The organism is Xylanibacter brevis P6B11 (genome assembly GCF_000621825.1).
Classification (GTDB): domain Bacteria; phylum Bacteroidota; class Bacteroidia; order Bacteroidales; family Bacteroidaceae; genus Prevotella; species Prevotella brevis.
The window spans coordinates 218,433-241,474 of sequence record NZ_JHXG01000003.1 but is presented as its reverse complement, the minus strand read 5'-3'; the positions used below and the strand labels follow the sequence as shown (position 1 = coordinate 241,474).

Annotated in this window: 15 protein-coding genes and 1 riboswitch; of the genes, 1 reads left to right on the top strand and 14 read right to left on the bottom strand. The window is 49.7% G+C overall.

The features are described 5' to 3' along the window. Window positions 1-2: 2 nt before the first annotated feature. The 14 genes from thiC to T496_RS0100945 all read right to left on the bottom strand — a co-directional run bounded on the left by thiC (window position 3) and on the right by T496_RS0100945 (window position 19,594). Window positions 3-1,589 carry a phosphomethylpyrimidine synthase ThiC gene (thiC, locus tag T496_RS0101010; protein WP_027449088.1) on the bottom strand — a complete coding sequence of 529 codons (1,587 nt, stop codon included), beginning with the start codon at window positions 1,587-1,589 and terminating at the stop codon, window positions 3-5. A 17-nt stretch (window positions 1,590-1,606) separates the two neighbouring features. Further along, the gene (locus tag T496_RS0101005) at window positions 1,607-2,380 is read right to left on the bottom strand and encodes a thiazole synthase (RefSeq protein WP_027449087.1); all 774 of its coding nucleotides are present in this window, start codon (window positions 2,378-2,380) and stop codon (window positions 1,607-1,609) included. Next, window positions 2,373-2,993 (bottom strand): thiamine phosphate synthase, encoded by a 621-nt coding sequence (locus T496_RS0101000; RefSeq protein WP_044108979.1) that lies wholly within the window; start codon window positions 2,991-2,993, stop codon window positions 2,373-2,375. Before T496_RS0101000 ends, T496_RS0101005 begins: the two co-directional genes overlap by 8 nt. Beyond that, complete coding sequence (thiS, locus tag T496_RS0100995; RefSeq protein WP_027449085.1) at window positions 2,990-3,187, bottom strand: sulfur carrier protein ThiS; 198 nt, start codon at window positions 3,185-3,187, stop codon at window positions 2,990-2,992. The genes T496_RS0101000 and thiS overlap by 4 nt, the downstream gene beginning before the upstream one ends. A gap of 62 nt (window positions 3,188-3,249) precedes the next feature. Then, window positions 3,250-3,375: riboswitch (TPP riboswitch) on the bottom strand. A 69-nt stretch (window positions 3,376-3,444) separates the two neighbouring features. Further along, window positions 3,445-4,839, bottom strand: a complete 1,395-nt coding sequence (axeA1, locus tag T496_RS0100990; protein ID WP_027449084.1) for an acetylxylan esterase AxeA1 — start codon at window positions 4,837-4,839, stop codon at window positions 3,445-3,447. 250 nt (window positions 4,840-5,089) lie between these two features. After that, on the bottom strand, window positions 5,090-5,974 hold the full coding sequence (locus T496_RS0100985) for a carbohydrate kinase family protein (protein WP_027449083.1): 885 nt from the start codon (window positions 5,972-5,974) through the stop codon (window positions 5,090-5,092). Window positions 5,975-5,978: 4 nt separating this feature from the next. After that, on the bottom strand, window positions 5,979-7,139 hold the full coding sequence (locus tag T496_RS0100980; RefSeq protein WP_027449082.1) for an MFS transporter: 1,161 nt from the start codon (window positions 7,137-7,139) through the stop codon (window positions 5,979-5,981). 19 nt (window positions 7,140-7,158) lie between these two features. Further along, a complete protein-coding gene (locus tag T496_RS0100975) occupies window positions 7,159-8,865 on the bottom strand; it encodes a DUF4980 domain-containing protein (protein ID WP_027449081.1) in 1,707 nt (568 codons plus the stop codon). Between the two features lie 299 nt (window positions 8,866-9,164). Next, window positions 9,165-10,748 (bottom strand): glycoside hydrolase family 32 protein, encoded by a 1,584-nt coding sequence (locus T496_RS0100970; RefSeq protein WP_044110302.1) that lies wholly within the window; start codon window positions 10,746-10,748, stop codon window positions 9,165-9,167. A gap of 71 nt (window positions 10,749-10,819) precedes the next feature. Beyond that, window positions 10,820-12,229: a DUF4960 domain-containing protein gene (locus tag T496_RS0100965; protein WP_197018911.1), complete on the bottom strand. Its 1,410-nt coding sequence runs from the start codon at window positions 12,227-12,229 to the stop codon at window positions 10,820-10,822. Window positions 12,230-12,251: 22 nt separating this feature from the next. Then, a complete protein-coding gene (locus T496_RS0100960) occupies window positions 12,252-14,012 on the bottom strand; it encodes a RagB/SusD family nutrient uptake outer membrane protein (RefSeq protein ID WP_044110300.1) in 1,761 nt (586 codons plus the stop codon). A 30-nt stretch (window positions 14,013-14,042) separates the two neighbouring features. Then, complete coding sequence (locus T496_RS0100955; protein WP_027449077.1) at window positions 14,043-17,162, bottom strand: SusC/RagA family TonB-linked outer membrane protein; 3,120 nt, start codon at window positions 17,160-17,162, stop codon at window positions 14,043-14,045. A 162-nt stretch (window positions 17,163-17,324) separates the two neighbouring features. Continuing rightward, window positions 17,325-18,836, bottom strand: coding sequence for an AraC family transcriptional regulator (locus T496_RS0100950; protein WP_027449076.1), 1,512 nt, complete (start codon window positions 18,834-18,836; stop codon window positions 17,325-17,327). 77 nt (window positions 18,837-18,913) lie between these two features. Beyond that, entirely contained in the window at window positions 18,914-19,594 is a 681-nt protein-coding gene (locus T496_RS0100945) for an SGNH/GDSL hydrolase family protein (RefSeq protein ID WP_027449075.1), read from the bottom strand. A 188-nt stretch (window positions 19,595-19,782) separates the two neighbouring features. On the opposite strand from T496_RS0100945, the gene T496_RS0100940 reads away from it, so the two are divergent. Beyond that, entirely contained in the window at window positions 19,783-23,010 is a 3,228-nt protein-coding gene (locus tag T496_RS0100940) for a SusC/RagA family TonB-linked outer membrane protein (RefSeq protein ID WP_027449074.1), read from the top strand. The last annotated feature ends 32 nt before the right edge of the window (window positions 23,011-23,042 follow it).

Sequence of the window (23,042 nt, the reverse complement as noted above, 5' to 3'; positions counted from 1 at the left end):
TCTTATTTCTTCAACTTCCTCAAGTCGTGCGTCAGCTTGGCAGCACAGAAGTTAGGACCGCACATGGTGCAGTATTCACCATCGGTGTGACCTGCCTCTTCGAAATATTGCAGTGCCAGATCGGGATCGAGCGAGAGGTGGAACTGATCGCGCCAGCGGAACTCGAAGCGAGCCTTCGAAAGGGCGTTGTCGCGGATGCAGGCACCAGGATGCCCCTTGGCCAGATCGGCAGCGTGAGCCGCAATCTTATAGGCGATAATACCTGCGCGCACATCATCCTTGTTAGGCAGCGCCAGGTGCTCTTTCGGCGTCACGTAGCAAAGCATGGCCGTGCCCATCCAGGCTATCTGTGCACCACCGATGGCACTGGTGATGTGGTCGTAGCCAGGCGCAATGTCGGTCACGATGGGACCGAGTGTATAGAAAGGAGCCTCGTGGCATTTCACCAACTGACGCTCCATATTCTCGCGAATCTTCTGCATGGGCACATGACCGGGACCCTCGATGAAGGCCTGCACATTCTTCTCCCAGGCGCGTACCACCAGTTCGCCCATGGTGTCGAGCTCAGCAAACTGAGCAGCATCGTTGGCATCGGCCGTACAACCAGGGCGCAGACCGTCGCCCAGCGACAGGGCTACATCATATTTTGCCACAATGTCGCAGATGTCATCAAAGTGCTCGTAGAGGAAGCTCTCATTGTCGTGCAACAGGCACCACTTGCTCATGATGCTACCGCCACGACTCACGATGCCGCACAGGCGGCTGTCGGCCAAATGCACGTTGTGACGACGAATGCCTGCATGAATTGTGAAGTAGTCCACACCCTGTTCGCACTGCTCAATGAGTGTGTCGCGATAGACCTCCCACGAGAGGTCTTCCACCTTACCATCAACTTTCTCCAGTGCCTGATAGATGGGCACCGTGCCAACGGGCACAGGACAGTTGCGAAGAATCCATTCGCGCGTCTCATGGATATTGTTACCCGTCGATAGATCCATCAGTGTGTCGCCACCCCACTTACACGACCAGACAGCCTTGTCCACTTCCTCGTCAATAGACGACGTGGTGGCCGAGTTGCCAATATTCGTATTAATCTTCACAGCAAAGTTGCGACCGATAATCATCGGTTCGCTCTCAGGGTGATAGATGTTTGCAGGGATGACGGCACGTCCGCGAGCCACCTCGTCGCGCACATATTCTGGAGTAATATGCGTCTTGATGCCCAGTGACTCGCAGTTCATGTTCTCACGAATAGCCACATACTCCATCTCGGGTGTGATGATGCCCGCCTTGGCGCAAGCCATCTGGGTGATACCCAGTCCTTTCGCCTTACGTTCATCTATCCACTGCTGGCGCATGCGTGGCAGTCCTTTCTTTAAATCCACCGTATAATGAGGGTCGGTGTAAGGACCGCTGGTGTCATATATATATATTGGTGCGTTGGTTTCTGTGTGTGTCTTTCCATTTTTATCTCGTGTCACAGTAGGCGTCAGGTTCACCTTGGTCATACCCACTTTCACACTGGGATGGATAGTGCCTTGCATATAGGCCTTTTCACGTTGAGCGTAAGCTTTATGGTCGTTGATCATACTTTGTTTTAAATAAATTAAGCGTTAAGAAAAGCTGTTAGAGGACTGGTGGCTTCGGCGCAGTCGGCAATGGCACCTAGACCTGCTTCGTAGGCCTGTCGGCCAGCAATCACGGCCTGACGGAAGGCGTCGGCCATGCGTACGGGGTCGCCAGCTACGGCAATGGCTGTGTTCACCAGACAGCAGTCGGCACCCATCTCCATGGCTTCGGCCGCATGACTGGGTGCGCCAATACCTGCATCTACCACCACGGGCACGGTGGCCTGGTCTATAATGATCTGCAGGAAGTCCTTCATGCGCAGTCCTTTGTTGGTGCCGATGGGGGCAGCCAGCGGCATAACGGTTGCTGCGCCAGCCTCCTCCAGGTGTTTGCACAGCGTGGGATCTGCCTGACAGTAGGGCAACACCACGAAACCCAGTTTCACCAGTTGCTCGGTGGCCTTCAGTGTCTCTACCGAGTCGGGCAAGAGATAGCGTGGGTCGGGATGGATCTCCAGCTTCAGCCAGTTGGTGCCGAAGGCCTCTCGTGCCATCTGGGCTGCAAAGATAGCTTCCTCAGCATTGCGCACGCCCGACGTGTTGGGCAACAGCTGTATGTTTTTGTTCTGTGTGATGTGTGTCAGCAGGTCGTCATCCTTATCACCGAGTTCGATGCGCTTCATAGCCACCGTCACCATTTCCGTCTCACTAGCCTTGATAGCCTCTGCCATCAGGGCGTTGTTGTTAAACTTTCCCGTTCCCAGAAACAGGCGCGAGTTGAACTCACGACCTGCGATTACTAATTTACTCATTATCTACAATCTTTATCAATCTTTTCATTTCATCGACGGGGTCCACCGCATTGATGACTGCACCACTGATGGCAATCCCCGTCACGCCGGTCTTCATAATGCTGGGCACATCAGCTGCTGTGATGCCGCCAATGGCGACGATGGGCAGGTCGATATGCTCGTTTCTCATCCGTTCCGTGATTTGTCGGTAGCCCTCAAGTCCCAACACCGGCGACAAGCGCTCTTTGGTGGTGGTGAACCGAAATGGGCCGCATCCTATATAGTCAGCTCCAGCCTCAGCGTGTGCTTTCACGTCGTCGAACGTATTGGCCGTGCCACCAATGATATAGCCATCGCCCAACAGGCGACGTGCCTCGGCTATCGGCATATCGTTCAGTCCCAGATGGACACCGTCGGCATGCAGTTCTTTTACCAACTCTACGTGATCGTCAATGATCAGCGTGGCGCCAGCGTTTTGACACATCACCTGTGCCAGCTTTGCGGCCCGTCTTACTTCCTCAATGGGGGCGTTCTTCATGCGCAGCTGCACCCATCGGCATCCGCCTTGCAGGGCCAGAGCAATCGTGTCCAAATAATTATACTGGTCGTTGTAATGACTAATAAACTGTATCATCCGCCACAAGCAGCTTTAATAATTATCACTTCGCTACCAGCGTTGAGGCATGTCTCAGCCCACGCTTGTCGCGGTACCATTCTCATCTCCATCGCCATGGCGATGCCCTTTTCAGGCAATCCTAGTTCATGTGCCAGTTCTTCTAATGTAGCAGCCGCTGTCTGCTGTTCTTTCCCATTCAGTTTAATAGTCATAACCCTTAAACAAAAAAAGCTCGGGCAAAGACCCATTGGCGGTCCTTACCCGAGGTTTATAATTATAATCAGTGCTCATTCCCTACGGCAGCATTACCTGCATCAGGTCAATGGGTATAATCTCAGCCTCCTGCATTTCTTCTTATTTTAATAAGAAAGGTAAGCAAAAAGCACCCCGAGTAATTTGTTCTGCGTGCAAAGGTACGAATATTCTATCAAATTGCAAAGAAAATCTTCACTTTTCTTTCTTTTTATTATTATTTAAGCTTGATAGCATCCGCAATGGCCTTGGCCATCTGTCCTGCTCCCTTCTCGTTGGGATGTATCATATCGCGCGTCATGCTGGCCTCGTCGGTGAGCACAGCATGGAGGTCGATGATGGGCAGTTTGTTCTTCTTAGCCACCTGCTGGATGGCAGGAATGACGCCGTTGACGATGACAGAGTCGGTGATGCCCCACTGGTCGCGGAAGGCCTTGATGGGCGTACAGAGATAGATCTGCGGATTAGAGGGCAACTTACGCAGCGTGTTGATCATCGTCTGCATGTCACGTGCAAACTCTTTCGAGTGCTTGCTCCAGATGAAATCCTTCGAATCGTTTGTACCCAGTTTAATGACAACGATATTGGGTTGGAAGGCCTGTGCATCGCGCCATGCCTGCTCTATCATGTAAGGATGGTCACCATTGTTCAGCATGGTGCGTGCGCCCACGCCATAGTTCTTCACATGATAGCCCTTGCCCAGTATCTTCTGCAGTTGTGCGGGATAACCTTTCAGGTCGGCCATGTCGATGCCCGAACCATCGGTGATGCTGTTGCCGATACATGCCACGCGGATGGCATCCCTGCGAGGCGCCTTGTGTGTGTCGAGCCATGTGGTGAGGTCGTTCAGCATCTGCTGGTGGTACGTCCAACTGTCGCGGAAGCCAAAGCCGTGACCGCCCGTGGGATAGATATACATGGCACAGTCGTTGCCGGCACGGCGCATCGACTCATAGTAGCGCAGACAGTTGTTCACCACAGGCACCACCTGGTCGTCGCTGGCCGTGAAGATAACGGCTGGCGGTGTCAGATGACGGCGCACCGCATTCTGGTTAGACCACTGCTTCACCAGCTGCTCGTTCTCCATGCCATCTTTTCCCAGGAATCCCTCGCTGCTACCGCGATGGCCCTCGCGCGGATTTATTGAGATGACGGGATAGAACAGGATGCTGAAGTTGGGGCGACAGTCAAACTCGCTATGTGTAGATACCGACGAAGCCAGATGACCGCCTGCCGAGAAGCCCATGATACCCACGTCGTAGGGGTTCACATGCCAGAAATCGGCCGAGTCGCGCACCATGCGGATGGCCGTCTGCGCGTCGCTCAGCGGGATATTTCTATCGCCCTTCGGCATGCGATATGTCAACACAAAGTAGGCAATGCCCTGCTTATTGAAATACTCAGCCCAGTCGTGTCCCTCGTGCTGAAGAGCCAGGTGACTATAGCCACCGCCAGGACAATCGACCACAGCCCTACCCGTCGGCATGTCGGGCAGATAGGCCACCATGTTTGAAGCCCCGTCGGGCGTGATGTTTACTGTGAACTTGCGTGCAGTCTGTGCCTGCACGGTCATGGCCACCAGGGCACATGCAAAGAGTAATAGTCGTTTCATTGTTGTTTTTGGTTGTTAGTTACCAACGCGCAAAGGTATGACAAAAATCCCAAACTGCCAAGTCTTTCCAAAGAAAAGAGTGCGAGGAGGCACGTCTTCAGGGTGGTTTTCCTATTCCCTGAGACCCCCAAAGGCGCCGTATTACGCATCAAGATATCACACACGCATCGAAAAAAAAAGAACACGGGGATGCGTCTGTTTTGACACATCCCCGTGAACATTTGAAGCGCCTGAAGCGCAATATCTGATTTTACTTCACAAACTCTGATGGTATCTCAGGCATGGCACCATTCTGCGTACACACATAGGCCGAAACCTGAACGGCGGTGTGATGCGCATCGGGCACACACTTGCCATTGAGGATAGAACCCACAAACGAACCCGTGAACGAGTCGCCTGCACCAACGGTGTCGGCCACCTTAACCTTGGGCGTCTCCTGGAACGACATCTGACCAGGTGTGAACACATACGAGCCATTAGTACCGCAAGTCAGCACCAACATGTCGAGGTTGTACTTGCCGAGGATGAGCCAGCACTTGTTCTCCATATCAAGACCGGGATAACCGAACATGCGTCCTATCAAAACGAGTTCCTCGTCGTTGATCTTCAAGATGTTGCAGCGCTGCAGCGACTCTTTGATAATCTCTTTCGTATAGAACTGCTGACGCAGGTTGATATCGAAGATTTTCAGGCAGTCGGCAGGTGTAGCATCTAGGAACTGCTGGATAGTGCGGCGACTCACCTCATGACGCTGAGCCAACGAACCGAAGCACACGGCACGACAGTTACGGGCAATCTCAGCAATATCTTGATCGAAGGGAATATTATCCCAGGCCACATTTTCTTTTATATCATAACTGGGAACACCTTCTTCGTCAAGTTGCACCTGCACCGTACCTGTGGGATAAGGCACACGTGGCAACAAATCATTGAGGTTGTGTTGGCGTAGCGCCAAAAGCGTCTCCTCAGCCAGTTCATCCTGTCCCAGAGCGCTAACGGCAATCGTATTATCCATGCCCAGGAACTGTCCGGCATGATATGCGAAGTTGGCAGGTGCGCCACCCAGTTTCTTTCCCTCGGGAAGCATGTCCCACAAGACCTCGCCAAGTCCTACTACATAACGTTTCTGATTCATAGTTCTATGCGGTTTTTAATTGTTTGATATACGTAAAGAGATAGATGACGCCTACTGCCATCACGACAACTGCACCAGCCTGACCAAAGCCATCGCTCATGAAGCCCATGAGCAGTGGGAAGATGGTGCCGCCAAAGAGTCCCATAATCATCAAGCCACTCACCTCGTTCTGCTTGTCGGGCATCGACTCCAGTGCTGTAGCGAAACACATCGAGAACACGTTCGAGTTGCCATAACCAACCAAAGCAATGGCAAGATAGAGTTCCCACTGTGCCTGTCCGATGAACAGCAACAACATTGACAGGGCCATCATAACAATACTGACAATGAAGAAAGTGCGCATCCTCAGCACACGCAGGAAAAACGAGCCAGTGAGACATCCCACCGTACGGAAGATGAAATATAGCGAGGTGGCGAAGGCAGCCTCATCAAGGGTCATGCCAAGACGTTCCATCAGAATCTTTGGCGCTGTGGTATTGGTTCCCACATCGATGCCCACGTGACACATGATACCCAGGAACGACAGCAGAACGATAGGCGTACCCAGCAGTTTCAGACATTCCATAAACGAAGAAGCCTTGCCCTCAGGAGCGGGCTCGTCAATTGGTGTTACAAAAAGCAGGATGGTGGAAAGCACACCCACTATGAAGAAGATGCCAAACAACACGCGCCAAGAAAGTCCAAACTCAGGTATCACCATTGTGGCGCCCCACATAGCTAGGTAAGGAGCCGAGAACGAGGCGATGGCTTTTACAAACTGTCCGAAGGTGAGCGTTGAAGCCAGATTGCCACCCCCCATCACGGTAGATACCAGCGGATTGAGCGACGTCTGCATCAAGGCATTGCCAATGCCCAGCAGAGAGAATGCCACCAACATGATGCCAAAGGTCTCACCAAACAGTGGCAACAGCAAAGACACCACCGTGACGACAAGCGACAGCAACACGGTCTTTTTGCGACCTATCTTATTCATCAGCATGCCTGTAGGTACACTGAAGATCAAGAACCAGAAGAATACCAACGAAGGAAACACGTTAGCCACCGAGTCGCTCAGCAACAAATCCCTCTTCACATAATTGGAGGCGATGCCCACCAAGTCCACGAAGCCCATGCAGAAAAAGCAGAGCATCACAGGAATCAGATAAATAGACTTATTTTGTTTCATATCATTCAATTTTCAATCCTTAATTATTAATTTGATATACAACGGCCTTTCCACCCTTCACCTTTATATTATTATAAGGCTCGGCAGGGAACACCAGATTCGTCATAGCCATCTTGCCATCGGCATCGAACACCTCGATGCTGCATCGGTCAATAAAGATGCGTAACTGTTTGATGTGTCCATAGGTTGGTGCAACGGTCACACAAGGGAAGCTCTCGCTGAAACTAGCATCACAAGACTTCGTGCGGTCCATCGAGAACTGCTGCTTGACGGCATCGTAGGTCATCACCACCTGCTCGCCCTTTACATTAGAAAGAACAATCTCGGCCTGTGATTTCACGTCAACCACAATCTCGCAAGCCTCCGTGGGATGTTTCACCTTTTGACCACGAAGGGCCAACATCTCTTTGGCAGGAACCACACTGAGATAGGTCTCCTCGCCACAGGTAAACAGCCCTAGGTCACGAGGGATGCTGTTTGCAGAGCGGAACTGCTTTGTAGGCACCTGGTTGGCATATTGCCAATTGCTCATCCATGCCAGCACCACCCTACGGTTCTCAGGGGCGTTGTAGAACGATACCGTGGCATAGTGGTCTTTGCCATAATCCATCCATTTGGTGACCTTTGGCATCGACTCGCAGGTGAACTTATGACCATCAAAATGACCAATGAAATACTGTGTCGCACTGCCTCCAAAGGGGCCACCGGGGTTGATATTACAAATCAGCACCCACTTGTCGTCAATCTTGAATAAGTCGGGACACTCCCATACACCGCTATGGTTGCCATACTCCTTGCCAAAAGCGCTCTCGTACTTCCACTCTTTCAGGTCGTGCGATGAGTAGATGCGCATCTCCTGACCGGCAGCCAGTATCAGATTCCACATCTGGGCATCCTCGTTCCAGAAGGCATTCGGATCGCGGAAATCGGGCACATCGCTGGTAAACATCACGGGATTGCCAGAAAACTTCTTGAAGCTGCGTCCGCCATCCTTCGATACAGCCATAGACTGCGTCTGGTGCATACCGGCAGAAGTATAGAATGCCACCACCGAGTCGCCGGCGGTTACACACGAACCACTGAAGATGCTGCCCAGCCAGTCGGGCTCAAGGGCAATGGGTTGTGATTCCCAATGAATCAGGTCGCGCGAGGTAGAGTGCCCCCAGTGCATGTTCTCCCACTGCGAGCCATAAGGATTATACTGATAATAAAGGTGCCAGACACCACCGGCAGCACCTGCCTGCCCATCGTTGCCTGTCGGCGATGACGGCATATAAAACATGCCATTGGGATCGTTCATCCATCCATACTGCGGGGTGTGATGATAAAGTGGACGGAAATGCTCACGGTTAGCCACATCGAAAGTGTCGGAATAGGCCATGTCGCGCCAGCAAACAAACTCGCTGACGGCACCCTTCTGGCGACGGTCTCCGTGAAACTCTATATCCATTAGGCAGGCATCATTCAGCTCGTATGGCACCCAATAGTCCACACGATCAATGGCCAACTTCACGTTGAGCCGTTTCACCATATTATTATATGCATCCAGCACGGCAATAGAAGCGATATCTTCGGTTTCCTGTATTGGAATCAAAAGATAGCGTGAGTTTTCTGTAATCTTCAACATGGCATGACTGTCGCCCAGCACAATGGGCGACACATGTGCCGTTATACCTGTTGCCATCGCAATGGCTGTCAAGAATGATAATAACTTTTTTGCGTTCATATATTCGAGTTTTTAGTTTCAATATCAATGTTATCCTGAACGCAATCTCTTACCCTTACATTATCACCAAACCTTTTACCAAATAACCTATATTTTACTGTTGTTCGATGCAAAAGTAAGTGTTTTTTTCCTTTTCAGTTATCATTCTTGTTACAAACAATAGGAAAATTCGTTCATAGCAACATTTTTGCGCACATTGAACGAATATTTTCCTAATTGTTGGAAGGCAGGGAGAACATCATCACGGCAGCGAGGCCATTGATGATGTTTGTTCCCCAGACATTCATAATAGTATTAATTTAATATTGAGTGACCTTAACATTGCTAACAGTCACCGCACCGCCATAACTATTGATGCTCCAGTTGTTGTTCTGTATGCCATAGATACGGTTGGTGTAGCAAACATTATCGTTGATGTACATCACACAAACCGAGTTGTCGGTGTAGATATCAATCTGATAGGTATTATCCTCAGGACGTGGCACCTCGTAGCCATCGATAGCCTCGATGAAACCTTTACCTTCCTCACCCTCCTGTTCGAAGTTCACCTTACGCTTTGCGCCACCGGCCTCGGGGTTAACCATCATGGTGTAGTACTTCTTGGCATTGGCACTACGTACCAGCGAGATACCGAATCGGTCGGCATCGCCTTCGGTCTTCACCGTCATGCTGATATGGTTGTGATAGCCCAGTCGGTTGAACATCACGTAGGCACCTTCACCAGTGAGTTGACTGTTGTCATAGCCATTGCTGGCCACCACCTGTAGGTTCTGCTGCTTGTTGTACTTTGCTGCCATTGCAGGCACCTCGCCCAACGAGATGGTTCCGTCTTCATGCTGAATAATCTTATGACAAACCAGTGCGCCACCCCAGTTAGGTTCGCCACCAGCGCCCACATTGACATTCTTGGCATCGATGTCTGCACCCGAACGGTAAGGACACCATCCCCATATATAGCGGTCGGTGCCGTTCGAAGCTGTCTTACCGGCATAGAAGCCACGGCTATCCAACACGCCCTCCTTATAGTCGGGCCATACTTTAGGATCATTCAGACAGGCTTTCAGCTCTTCCCAGCTCTTGGCCTTGACATACTTCATCTTACGACTCCAATTGACGGCCTGGCCTTCGCTGAACACTAGATACCACCAGTCGCCCATCTTGAACACATCAGGACATTCGCACATGCGTTCCCACACCATATTGAACTGTCCTACGTGCTCCCAGTTTTTCATATCAGCAGACTTAAAGTCGGCAAATTTAGGATCGCCGCCATAAGAAGGAGCCGTAGAGATTACCATATGATAGAGGCCATCGTCGGCCACAAATATCTGTGGGTCACGGAAGTCCCAGCCAGAATAGCCATAGTCAGGTCCATGCAACTGCCAAAGGTTGTCGCGAGTCCAGGTCTTAAAGTCGGCCGATGTGGCACGCATCACAACCTGGCGATCCTTGCAGTCGGGGTTCTCACCAGTATAGTAGATGTAGTACAGGCCCTCGCTTTCGTTGTAGTAGCAGCAGCCCGTACCCAGCGCAGCATCCTGCTGATAGTCATTACTTCCCACGGCCAGTACCTCGCCTATTGACTGATAGTTGCAGCCATCGGTGGTCTGAACGCCCCAATAGGGGTGGAAGCAATACTTAGCATTGTCGTCATAGTCCTGCAGGTACATCACCTTGAAGTTGCCTGCCTTCTGATCGTAGAAAGGCATTGGGTCGCCAACGCGTCCGAGTGCAGGCTTAAAGTAAGTCAAGAAGGCATTCTCGTCAACTGGCGTATAACGCTCTTCGCTGCTACTCCAGTCCTTGGCAGGATCACCCACTATCTTGTCGTCAGAGCAAGAGAAGAGCGCGATGGCAGCCAAGCAAAGACTCATCACTGTCATTGTGTTGGGCAATTTGTTTATGATTAAAGTGTTCATATTGTTCTATTTAAATAAGGTTAGACAGTTATTGATTACTCACCGGTGAGATAATGATAGGCATTCATCAGTATTTTGCCCATATTCTCATGGTAAACAGAAGTATAGTCTGTAGGAGAATACCAGTCGAGCAGACCAGCACCGAAACAGATGATACCACCCTTTCCAAACTCACCATTGTAGTTTTTCAGTTCCCAAGAAGAAATCTCGTTGCCATGACCTGTCAGGCGGCGTGCCTTTCCACCTGTCACTTCGTCGAACTTCTGATAGAGAGCGTCGTCTGAAACGCCATCCCAGTGGTACTGTGATGCAGAGTTACAGATGGTGTAGTCCTTATCAAGCGTGTAGATAGCCTCGGGGTTAGCCGGGTTGACAACAAGTCCCTGCCACAAAGCATGACTCTTGTCGAATACGGGAAGCGTCCAGGGATCGTCGCCCATCTGTGGACCACCTTCGCCATTGCCACCCCAACAGTTGTTTGGACAACCGTCTTGTGGCATAGCGCCCAATGCCGCTGCCAGGTTAACGCCCATGCGCTGCAGCACGAAAGCGCCACCTTTCTTCCAGTATTCCTTCAACTTTGGCAATGCCTCCATGGCACTCTTCTCACCTCCCTCAAAACCAGAGAAAGAAGTATAGGCACCCGTCTGGCGGTGGAAGAAGATAAACTTACACTCGTCCAACAGTCCATCGAAGTTGGCTATCTGTTCCCAAGAGACATAAGCCGAGCCCTGAATATTACTGGTCAGCCATTTGGCTGCAGCCTTCTCTTCGTCCTTCAGGTCGTCAACGTTTGCTGCATTACCTGCAAAGATAGCCACGGGCTTGTCGATAAGCACAATCTTCACGGTATAGGTATTCGTGGCCGTACCGTCGTTCAGCGTCAACTGGAACGGATTTTCAGGATCACTGAAATCAGCCGTTGAACCACTGGCAGGGAAGCTGACAGCATCCTCGCTATTGTCCACGGTAAAGGAAGCATTGCTCAAGTCGATACCACTGATGCCCAACACATAAACCGTGATGGTTTTATCGTCCTCATTGATAGCACCCTTAATGCCCGAGAGGTAGAAATTATAAAGTTTGGCCTCATCGTTACGTACGGCAATGCGATACTCCATCATCAGGTCGCCATTGGTGATGCGCAATGTTTGGTCGGCCTCCACGTTAATGTGGTCGCCCTGCTTCATGCTGCTGGTGGCACCTGGCGAAACAATCAGACTGGTTACAACCATGTCGTTCTTAGCCATAAAATCGACAGGTACCTTTACTTTTATTAGTTTAGTCGCCATATCAATGGTTCCCTCGTACTTATCGTTTAGCACAAACTTCTGCACCAGACAGTCGCCATCCACACTGAGACTACCCGTACGGTCGTCAGAGCAGGCAGCAAACCCACAGGCCACCATCAATGCACATATGATATTAAATATTTTAGTCTTCATAATATTCCGTTTTATGTTCATTTTACCAATTACCACAGTTTTGAGTGTACTTACCATTAGAAGCAGCCATCTGTTCATGAGGAATAGGCAGGTATTCGTTCTTATCGGCCACAAACTGTGCACCCTCTAGGAATTTAGCGCTCTTACTCTCACTGGCATAGAAGCTATTGATTACGCTGGCTGCCTCACCCCATCGTACAAGGTCGAAGAAGCGCTCGCACTCCATGGCCAGTTCCAGACGGCGTTCCATCTTGACAATGTTCAAAGTCTGGGCTTTGTCGTAAGTGCCTTCGTAAGGTTTCACATTGTAACGCACATTCAGAGTGCTGGGATAGTTGGCCACAACACTGCTGGACTGCATGCTCTTGGCGCGATTGCGAAGCTTGTTCACCAGCTGGATAGCCTCGCCGGTCTTGTTCAACTGTGCCAATGCTTCTGCACGCATGAGCAGCACATCAGCATAGCGGAACACGATGCGGTTCATCGATGTAGCCCACTGGTTGTCTGCATTGAAGATATACTTGTCTGTCAGGTCGGGATCAACACACTGCTTCAGAGAGATGAAGTTGCCATAGTTGCCATTTGAACGGCTCCAAGGTTTACCTTCTCCGATGGTGAGCTTAGGACTGGGGTTGAACATAAACTGTGTGCCAGGCATACCTACGGTGATGAAGAGTCGTGGGTCAACAGTCTGACTGTTGCCGACGGTCTTTCCCACAAGCACAGCATAGTCCGTGGCATTAGCCTCATCGAACATCGGATGACCTTCAAAGTCGGTCTTATAGGCATTCACCAGGTTGTGCGATGGTTTGTAGAAGTCGCAACCGCCCAGAATACCTTCTAGCTCGGGTGGAATCAGACGGTTAGAGAAGTTCAGGTTACCATAGTTAGTGCCATCGTTCTTTGAATATTGAATAGCCCAGATGCTCTCTTTACCATTCTCATAAGCTTCCTCCGGACGGAAGTTATTGTGCAAGTCACCCTCCAGATCATAGCCGCGATACAGGGAGAGCTCGGTGTATTCCACCACCTTCTTCAGGTCGTCTTCATTGATGCTGGTCACCTGATTGCTATTGGCATCGTCCTGACGATAGGCTTTATAGAGATAGGTCTTAGCCAGGAAGGCTGCGGCTGCCGACTTATTAGGGCGTCCTTTATCAGCCTGAGTCTGAGGCAGATGCTCGTAGGCATAGTTCAAGTCTTCGATAATCTGCATCCAACCTTCGTCGTTACTATACTCAGTGTTTGAGATATTCTTAATATCCTCTTCTTCCAGATTGGGCTTATTGACGAAAGGAATCTTCTTAAACAGTCGTTTCAGCTGGAAATGACCGTAGGCACGCAGGAAGCGCATCTCGGCTATGCGCTCTTGAACGGCAGCATCGTTCTGGTCGCCATTCGACAGCACGTTGAGACAAAGATTAACGCGCGACAGATACTTATAGAGTCGAGTCCAGATAGAACTGAAGTTCCAGTCGGTAGTCATCACACCAGTACACAGTTCCAGATTGTGGAAAGGCGTACCGTCTGAGTGGTCTGCACCACCAACATAAGCATCGTCCGAGCGGGTATCATAATTCCACAAAGAGAACGAAGCGTTCATATCCTCGATGGTTACCAAGCCGGCATACGCCGACGTCAGGATATTGTCTGCATTGGCAGGGTTCTTAGCCTGTTCCTCTGTCAGTGTAGCCTGTGGCAATTGATCGTCGAGGAAATCAGAGCATGACGTGAAGCCACCAAATGCGCAACATGCAACAATTGCTTTATATATAGTCTTCATAATGATCAAATTTCGATTATCAGTTATCAGTTAAAACGATACATTCATACCGAATGTGAGGTTGAGGGGGATAGGATAGCCAAAGCCTGGGTTCTCAGGATCTACGCCAGTAAACTTGCTGCTCTTGATGGTCAGCAGGTTTTGTGCTGAAGCATAGAGACGTACACGTTCCATCTTCATCTTGCTGACAAGCGTCTTGGGCAAGTTGTAGCCCAACTGAATGGTACGCAACTTAGCAAAAGAGCCATCCTCGATATAGTATGAAGACAGGCGACCTTCGTTGGCAACATCACGGGTGCTCAGCGCGGGGATGTCGCTACCAGGATTAGCAGGACTCCATGCGTCGAGAACGCGGGTGCCCTTGTTCAGATAGGGAAGGTTCACCTTATCATAAGTATTGGTCCAGAAGTCGGTCTGCGTCTTATAGTCGTAGCAGTTGACGTCAACGCCCTGAACGCCCTGCCAGAACATAGACAGGTCCCAGTCCTTATACTGCAAGTATATATTCAAGCCCCACGTAAAGTCGGGTGTGGGATTGTAGATCCAAGCCTGGTCACTCTCGTTGATAGTGCCGTCTTTAACCACATCAAGATAGCGGATGCGGCCCAGTCCTGCAGCCTCCTGAGAGGCATGATTACTAATCTCATCCTGCGTACGGAACAAGCCGTCGGCCACATAGCCCACCTCTGAATACATGGGGTGCCCGATGATGCTGAACACGCCATTGCCACCATAGGTACCTGCCGCAGCAACCGTCTCAGGCAGTTTGGTCACTTCGTTGGTGTACTTACTGATGTTACCAGTGATATCCCAAGAGAAACCGTTGGCCAGTTTATGACGATAGCCCAACGAGAACTCCCAACCAACGTTCTTCACCTCGCCGGCATTGATCCACTGCGAAGAACCTTCGCCCTGTGTGCCAAGACCCTTCATCTCGACAAGGATGTCAGTGGTCTTCTTATAGAACCAGTCAAAGCTACCATAAATATCTCTGTTAAGGAGCGAGAAGTCAAAACCAAGGTTATGCTGCATGGTCGTCTCCCATTTAATATCCTCGTTACCAATCTGCTTGCGGATATAGCCACTGGGGAGGTTGGTGCCACCATTACTACCGGTGATGTCGTAAACCGTACCTGCAGGGGCCGCACCATTCCACAACTCTGTCGTAACCACAGGTGCATACATCGTGAAGCGAGCGGTATTCGAGATTTCCTGGTTACCGGTCATACCCCAAGAGTAGCGCACCTTCAGGTCGTCGAGCCAGCTTCGCGTGCCTTCCATGAATTTCTCCTGAGTGATACGCCAGCCTGCTGATGCAGATGGGAAGGTACCATATCTGTTGTTCTTACCGAAACGGCTGGAACCGTCACGACGTAAGGTGAAAGAAGCCATGTATGTATCATTATAGGTATAGTTGGCTTTTCCGAAGAAAGATACCAGCGAGAAGCCACCGCCAGAGCCCTCGGCCACTTGTCGACCAGAGCCTGCTGTGGGCCACATATAATCGGTAGTCAGCACAGCCATCCCATAGCGGCGAGCATTACTCCAGTTATCGTCAGTACGGTTCAACTCCGTACCAACCATGGCATCAGCACGGTGCTTGCCAATCTCCAGATTATACGTAGCGATGGCGTTCCACATCCAGCGCTGTGCATGTTCCTGGCGCATCTCGGCTGCCGTTTCCGAGTTGGCTATCTTACCATTAGCCACCGGATACTGGAAGTTGCGCTGCTGCTTCTGACTGTAGTCCAAGCCAATCGTAGAACGAATCATAAAGTTCTTAAACGGTGTGATACTGATATGGGCATCACCGAAGATACGCCACATGGTGTATTCGTTGTCTTTGGTTCTTGAAAGCATGCTCAGTGGATTCTCGCGCTCGGGGAAAGCGCCTACGGGCTGAGCATACTCACCATTTTCAGCATAGATGGGGAAGTTAGGACTGAACTGCAGGGCGTTTCTAAGTATGTCGCCAGGAGCATCTGTTCCCTTGGTGCGGTTCAGGGTGAAGTTCTCACCAATAGTGACGATATCGTCCAACAGCTTATACTCGGTGTTGGCACGTGCCGAAAGTCTACTGAACTCCGACTCTTTGATCGTACCCTTGTTGTCGTAGTAGCCCATAGAGAAGAACGAGCTGCCCTTTTCCGAGCCACTGCTCACAGAGAGGTTATACTGCTGAACGATGCCCGTGCGAGTCACCTCGTCAAACCAGTCGGTATCACCTGCATGAAGGGTGCCATTGGTGTCCAGATAGTTGTCCATCGTCACACCGTAGAGCTGAGGATGACCATTCTGGTCGTAGCCCCAGTCAAAGTTATACCCCACAATATTCTTATTGGGGTCCTTGCCGTCGTTCACGTTGGCCTGCCAAAGGGCCTGTCCAAACTCACGCGCATTCAGGGTCTTTATCTTATGCGCATAGAACGATGCAGCCACGCTGCCGTCAAAGTCCACCCTTACCTTACCTTCCTTGCCACGCTTGGTCGTGATGATTATCACACCGTTGGCAGCGCGCGAACCATAGATAGAAGCCGAGGCGGCATCCTTCAGCACCTGGATGCTCTCAATGTCGTTGCCGTTCAGCTCGTGCATACCAGACTTGGTAGGCACACCATCTATAATATATAGAGGATCATTATTGTTCAGCGTACCCAAACCACGAATACGTACCGTTGCGGCGCCCGAGGGATTACCGTCGGCTGTGATGTTCATACCCGGCACACGTCCTTGCAGAGCTTTCATGGGGTTGTTCTCGTTCTGCTTGGCCAGTTCACCAATATTTACCGTCGAGACAGCGCCCGTCAAGTCAATCTTGCGCTGAGTGGTATAACCTGTTACCACCACTTCCTGCAGCACCTGATTGTCGGGCTTCAGTTCCACGCGCATGCCATTCTTTGCCGGCACTTCCTGTGGCTGATAACCGATGTAGGTAACCACCAGCACCTTGCCAGCCTCCACTTTCAAAGTGAACTCACCATCGAAGTTGGTCACTGTTCCGTTCGCTGTGCCTTTTTCCTTCACCGTGGCACCGATGACTGTTTCGCCAGTTTCATCGACCACTGTACCCGAAACTGTTGTCTGTGCATACATCACCGTACAAAACAGCAGGGTAAGGAAACTCAAAAACACTCGTTTTGCTTGTTTCATTAGCTTTCAGTTTTTAGTTAATACTTCTGTTAGAATAATTATGCCACAAAAGTAAATAATATTAGTAGCTATAGATTGAAAATATCGTTCATACCACCCAAAAATTGTTGCAATGTAACATTTTTACGATGGAATGAACGATATTTGATATTTCAATAAGGTTTACTTTCTGACGTCGCCAGGCACCATGCCATAGGCTTCTTTAAAACATTTGGTAAAATAGGATGGTGCCGTGAAGCCTACAGCATAGGCCACCTCGCTGACGCTCTTGTCTGTGGTAAGCAATATCTGATAGGCGCGATTCAGACGCGCAGTGCGAAGCAACTCTACGGGCGAGGCCCCCGTAATAGCCTTCACTTTGCGATAGAGCTGAACACGACTGAGGCTCATCGCAGAGGCCAGATCATCCACACTGAGGTCACTGTCCTCCAGACGGGTTTCCACCACTTCACGGAAATGCGAGATAAACGAGCCCTCCACCGGACCGGCATCCGTTCCCTGCTCTTTCACAACGTCAGCAGGTGTCTGCTGTTCTGCCACAGGAGCGATGGGCTCCATGTTCCATAGGGTGTTTGTCACACGTTCGCGCTGAATAGCCACCTTGTGCAGATGCTGCAGGTAAGACAAGACAATCACGAGCAACAGTAGCACAATCACACCTATAGCCAACCAGTTGATGACGTGCTGCGTGTTCAGTTTCTGCAGATAGGAGTCAGCCTTTTGATGAATCTGGTCCAGCCGATGCGTCTGTCGCATCAGCTCTTCGTTCTGCATCAGCAGCACCTTGGCATTGTCGTGAGTCACGAGGGCCGACATCATCATCGTCTCTTTTTCGTAGGGCTGACCTTCCAGTATCTTCACCGCCAGGTCTATCAGTTGATCTCCATGGGTGGGATAGATATAAGAGGCTTCCAACAGCGAGTCGCGCACCAGCTGAATACCGCCGCCCTGCCCCTGAAGACCATCAATGCCACAATACAGCACCTTGCTGCCTAGAGCTTTTCTCGCCCCCATCGCAGTGCGGTCGTTGGCGCCAAACACTAGGTCCACGTGTTCGTTTGGGTGGTTGGCCATCCACTGGCGTGTCGTCTTATACCCCGTTTCTTCGGTCCAGTCACCTTGCAACGAAGCCAGCAGCTTAATCTGTGGTGCGTTTTTCAAAGCATCAATAAAACCATTGTGGCGTTCGATAGCAGGCGAAGAACCTTCCAGTCCTTTGATTTCCAATACCGAGCCCCTGCCATGAAGACAAGAAATGATGTACTCACCCATCACTCGCCCCATCTCATAGTTGTCGGCACCGATAAAGGCAGTATATTTTCTGGAGTTCGTTTTTCGCTCAGACACAATGACTGGTATGCCCTTATCGTAAGCGCGATCAATGGCGGGAGAAATGGTCTGCACCTGATTGGGAGCCACTATCAGCAGGTCGATGCCTTCGTTCACCAGACTGTCAATCTGTTGCACCTGTCTCTCATCATTATCATGGGCAGCAGCAAACTTCAACTCCACATTATTATGGAAATAGGTTCCCATCTGGAGTTCATAATTCTGCTTGTCGCGCCAGATGTCTTCAGAGCACTGCGAAATACCAACGCGATATTTCGTCTGACGCTCAGAGCACGACATCATGAAAAGCGCGAAACAGATTAAGGACAAAAATAGTTTCTTCATCTGACCAAGTACATCAATTTAGCTTTAGTTTTGCAAAAATAAGCAAAAAATGCAAAACATCCAAGCATTTATTGTTTTTATTTATCCAAAGCAATATACTGCATGATGAAATGTTCGGCTATCGGCAAGAAGCGATCATGGCCCCGGGCATTGAGATGAGCCGTGTCGCGACGACCATTCTGAAAGTAAACATCGCGAAAGCGGTCGTTCTGCGCATATATATTACTATGGTGATAGGCATCAAACACAGGGATGGCACGCGAAGCACACACCTTCAGTATACAGTCCACCACGGCTTCGAAGTTGTGCGCATTCACATCGTTATCAGCCCGCATCCATGGCGTGAAGAAAAACAGTTGTGCGCATGGGTAGCGGTCTATCAGTCCATCGCACAGTTCTGTCAACTTTTCTCTAAACAAATCAATACCAATACTGTCTAGCCGTGTCGCATCGTTATGTCCTGCTATCACCACGATATAGTCGAGCGAGTCATTCATCTCCTGATAGCGGTTTACCATTGCCTTTCCCCAGCGGTTTAGGTCTATAGAAATACAGTTCCCGTTACGCCCGTAATTATAGTATTGCATACCCTGTCGTTGAGCGAACTTATAATGCCAAGTATTTTCCACAGGTTCACGGTGGTTGCGCACATAGCTGTCGCCCAACACGCCAATACGTTTTCCAGCCAGCGGTTGCTGCGCACATACAGCCACGACAGTCCCCATAGCCAGCAGGACAGATAAGAATAGTTGTTTCATTGTTTACTGTTTGTTTAGGAATTAATTTGCAATTGCAAACTTAATCAAAAAACTTTGAAAATTGATTTTTAACCACAAAAATTAGCTTAAATTAAAAAAAAATGTCTTTTTCGTTTTTATGGATATAAAATAATGTCTATATTTGCACCAACTAATTCACTAAGCAAATATTACTAACAAAATAACTTATGATCAAACTTACTGCTATCAAGAAGACTATCATGCCATGTGCAATGATGTGCGCTATGATGCTGTTGACCCCTCCATTCGCTGGATGGCAAAGTGCTTATGCATCTGTTCAACAACAGAAGAGCCAGATCAAAGGTACAGTTGTAGATAGTCAAGGTGAGCCAATCATTGGCGCCAGCGTTGTCATCGTAGGTGGCAAGACTGTTCAAGGTACCGTAACCGACTTCGACGGTAATTTCACGCTGAACGTAGCTCCTGGTACCCAGTTAAAAATCTCTTATGTAGGTTTCAAAGAGACTACCGTGAAAGCCTCTAACGGCATGAAGGTGGTCATCGAAGAAGAATCGACCATGCTGAAGGGCGTCGAGGTTGTGGCCTACGGTGTTCAAAAGAAGGTGACCGTCACAGGTGCCCTTTCTTCCGTTAAGGCCGAAGACCTGGTTCGTACGCCAGTATCATCTGTCAACAACGTGCTGGCTGGTCAGCTTTCAGGTGTGACCACGGTCCAGTACTCAGGTGAGCCTGGTAGTGATGCTGCCAGCATCTTCGTTCGTGGTAAAGCTACATGGGTAGACGCCAACCCACTGATTCAGGTGGACGGTGTTGAACGCGAGATGTGGGACATCGACCCCAACGAAATTGAGAGCATCACCGTACTGAAGGACGCTTCTGCTACAGCTGTATTCGGTGTACGCGGTGCCAACGGTGTTATCTTGATCACCACTAAGCGCGGTGTTGAAGGAAAGGCCAAGATTACTGCTAATGCGTCATTCTCGGCTATGACACCCACCAAGATGATTGAGTTGGCAAACTCTTATGAGTATGCCAACTTCTACAACCAGATGGCATACAACGACTACACCCCAGATCCAGCCAAGCCATTTGCAGCACCATTCAGCGACTATGTCATCAACAAGTTCCGTGATGGAAGCGACCCCATTCGTTTCCCAAGCATGAACTGGGCAGACTACATCATGAAAGATGTAACACTCCAGCAGCAACACAATATTAATATATCAGGCGGTAACAAGAAAGTTCGATACTTCATTTCTGCCGGTATGTTCACACAAGACGGTCTGTTCAAGCAATTTGATGCTGACTACGACTTTGGTTATCAGTATCAGCGTTTCAACTACCGCGCCAACATCGACTTGAATGTCACAAATACGACATTAATGAGCGTCAACGTTTCTGGTAAGGTTGACGATAAGGATTCTCCACGTACAGGTCAAGGATCTGGCGGTATGATCAAAGCCATCTATCAGGCCACGCCATTTGTAAGTCCAGGCATCATTGATGGTCGTTATATTGTTAACTCCGTCTCGTCCACTGACAACCTAAACTTCGACCAAAATCCTGCAAACATGTTGCCATTTTTAGGTAGCTCTCCAATGACCTACTACGCCTATCAGCCTGGTGGTTATCATGACAACAACAACAAATTGAGTTTCGACTTGATTTTGGATCAGAAGTTGGATTTTATTACCAAAGGTCTGACAGCTAAGTTGAAGGGCTCATACAGCAGCAATTTCTCTTCACGTCGCACCACAACAGCGTCTGTAGCCAACTACACGCCAGTGCTTCAGGCAGACGGAGAGACCATCCTCTACCGTAAGAATGCTGAAAGCACACCTCCCTCCTACTCTACTGACATCAGCGGAAAGGGACGTAACTGGTATTTGGAAGGATCACTGAACTATAGCCGTGCCTTCGGTCTGCACACCGTTTCTGCGCTGGCTTTGTACAACCAGAGTAAGGACTACTATATTAACGGTGGCTATCCTGACATTCCTCGTACCTATGTAGGTCTGGTAGGTCGTGTAACCTACGACTGGAACAACCGCTATATTGCTGAGTTCAATATTGGTTACAACGGTTCTGAGAACTTCGCTCCTGGCAAGCGCTTTGGTACCTTCCCTGCAGGTTCTGTAGGTTGGGTGATTAGCGATGAGCCCTTCTTCAAGCCCCTTAAGAAGGTATTCAGTTTCGTTAAGTTGCGTGCTTCTTGGGGTCTCGTAGGTAATGATAAGATTGGTGGCAGCCGATTCATGTATATCCCCGATCCATACTTTGTTAATACCACTGCACTTGCAGAACGTATTGGTAAAGACACCAATCCTTATGCTTACGACTTCGGTGTAGAGAATGGTACCGTTGCGAAGGGCGCTGTAGAAGCAACCAAAAACAACCCTGACGTTTCTTGGGAAACGGCCTTCAAGCAGGACTACGGTATTGATGTAAATTTCCTCAACGACCGCCTGCGTGGCGTATTCGATATCTATCGCGAAAAACGTAAAGACATTTTGCTGCAAGACATGACAGCTCCCAGTATCCTCGGCTTCACCGTTCCATTTAGCAACCTCGGTGAGGTAAACAGCTGGGGTTGGGAAGCATCACTCAACTGGCAGGACAAGATTGGCAGCGACTTCCGTTACTGGGCTAAGTTCAACGTTTCTTACAACCAGAACGAAATTATCGAAAAAAAGGAAGCACCACAAGCCCATGACTACATGTATTATCGCGGCAACCGCATTGGTTCACGCCTTTTGTACAAATTCTGGAAGTTCTACTATGAGGGTGCCGAAGCCGATTACGAAGCACAATTCGGTTCAGCTTTCCCTGTGCAGATGGTAGGAAATCTAATGCCTGGTGACGCTATATTTGTTGACCTCAACAAGGATGGTAAGATTGACGGCAACGATATGTTCCGTGGTAATGCCTATACTGACGATCCAGAATACATCGCAGGTTTAACCCTTGGTTTCCAATACAAAGAATGGTCATTTAACACTCAGCTGACCGGTGCTTGGAACGTTAGCCGTCTCATCTCCGATGTATTCCGTCGTCCATTCCAGGCAGCCAGCACTAACACCGATGGTGGTCTGCTGAAATACCATCTCGACCACACATGGACCGTTGACAATCCATCACAGAGTGCTGAATATCCCCGTGCCACATGGAATAACGCACTTCAGAACTATGCAGAATGCACGCTCTACGAGAAGGATGCCAAGTACCTGCGTGTGAAGACCATCCAGTTGGCCTACGATTTCCATTTTCCATTCATGAAATCACTTGGTCTGAACCAGATGCAGCTGGCCCTCAGTGGCTATAACCTGCTGACATTCTCACCCTACATCTGGGGTGATCCTGAAACACGCGCCAGCAATGCGCCCTCTTATCCATTGCAGCGTACATACACAGCGAGCCTTAAGCTCGGATTCTAATGGTGTTACTGTTTAACATAAAAGAAGAATAC

Bases quoted from the DNA above. Each gene is read 5' to 3' on its own strand.
- thiC (WP_027449088.1), bottom strand. From the start codon at position 1,589: ATGATCAACGACCATAAAGCTTACGCTCAACGTGAAAAGGCCTATATG.
- T496_RS0101005 (WP_027449087.1), bottom strand. From the start codon at position 2,380: ATGAGTAAATTAGTAATCGCAGGTCGTGAGTTCAACTCGCGCCTGTTT.
- T496_RS0101000 (WP_044108979.1), bottom strand. From the start codon at position 2,993: ATGATACAGTTTATTAGTCATTACAACGACCAGTATAATTATTTGGAC.
- thiS (WP_027449085.1), bottom strand. From the start codon at position 3,187: ATGACTATTAAACTGAATGGGAAAGAACAGCAGACAGCGGCTGCTACA.
- axeA1 (WP_027449084.1), bottom strand. From the start codon at position 4,839: ATGAAACGACTATTACTCTTTGCATGTGCCCTGGTGGCCATGACCGTG.
- T496_RS0100985 (WP_027449083.1), bottom strand. From the start codon at position 5,974: ATGAATCAGAAACGTTATGTAGTAGGACTTGGCGAGGTCTTGTGGGAC.
- T496_RS0100980 (WP_027449082.1), bottom strand. From the start codon at position 7,139: ATGAAACAAAATAAGTCTATTTATCTGATTCCTGTGATGCTCTGCTTT.
- T496_RS0100975 (WP_027449081.1), bottom strand. From the start codon at position 8,865: ATGAACGCAAAAAAGTTATTATCATTCTTGACAGCCATTGCGATGGCA.
- T496_RS0100970 (WP_044110302.1), bottom strand. From the start codon at position 10,748: ATGACAGTGATGAGTCTTTGCTTGGCTGCCATCGCGCTCTTCTCTTGC.
- T496_RS0100965 (WP_197018911.1), bottom strand. From the start codon at position 12,229: ATGAAGACTAAAATATTTAATATCATATGTGCATTGATGGTGGCCTGT.
- T496_RS0100960 (WP_044110300.1), bottom strand. From the start codon at position 14,012: ATGAAGACTATATATAAAGCAATTGTTGCATGTTGCGCATTTGGTGGC.
- T496_RS0100955 (WP_027449077.1), bottom strand. From the start codon at position 17,162: ATGAAACAAGCAAAACGAGTGTTTTTGAGTTTCCTTACCCTGCTGTTT.
- T496_RS0100950 (WP_027449076.1), bottom strand. From the start codon at position 18,836: ATGAAGAAACTATTTTTGTCCTTAATCTGTTTCGCGCTTTTCATGATG.
- T496_RS0100945 (WP_027449075.1), bottom strand. From the start codon at position 19,594: ATGAAACAACTATTCTTATCTGTCCTGCTGGCTATGGGGACTGTCGTG.
- T496_RS0100940 (WP_027449074.1), top strand. From the start codon at position 19,783: ATGATCAAACTTACTGCTATCAAGAAGACTATCATGCCATGTGCAATG.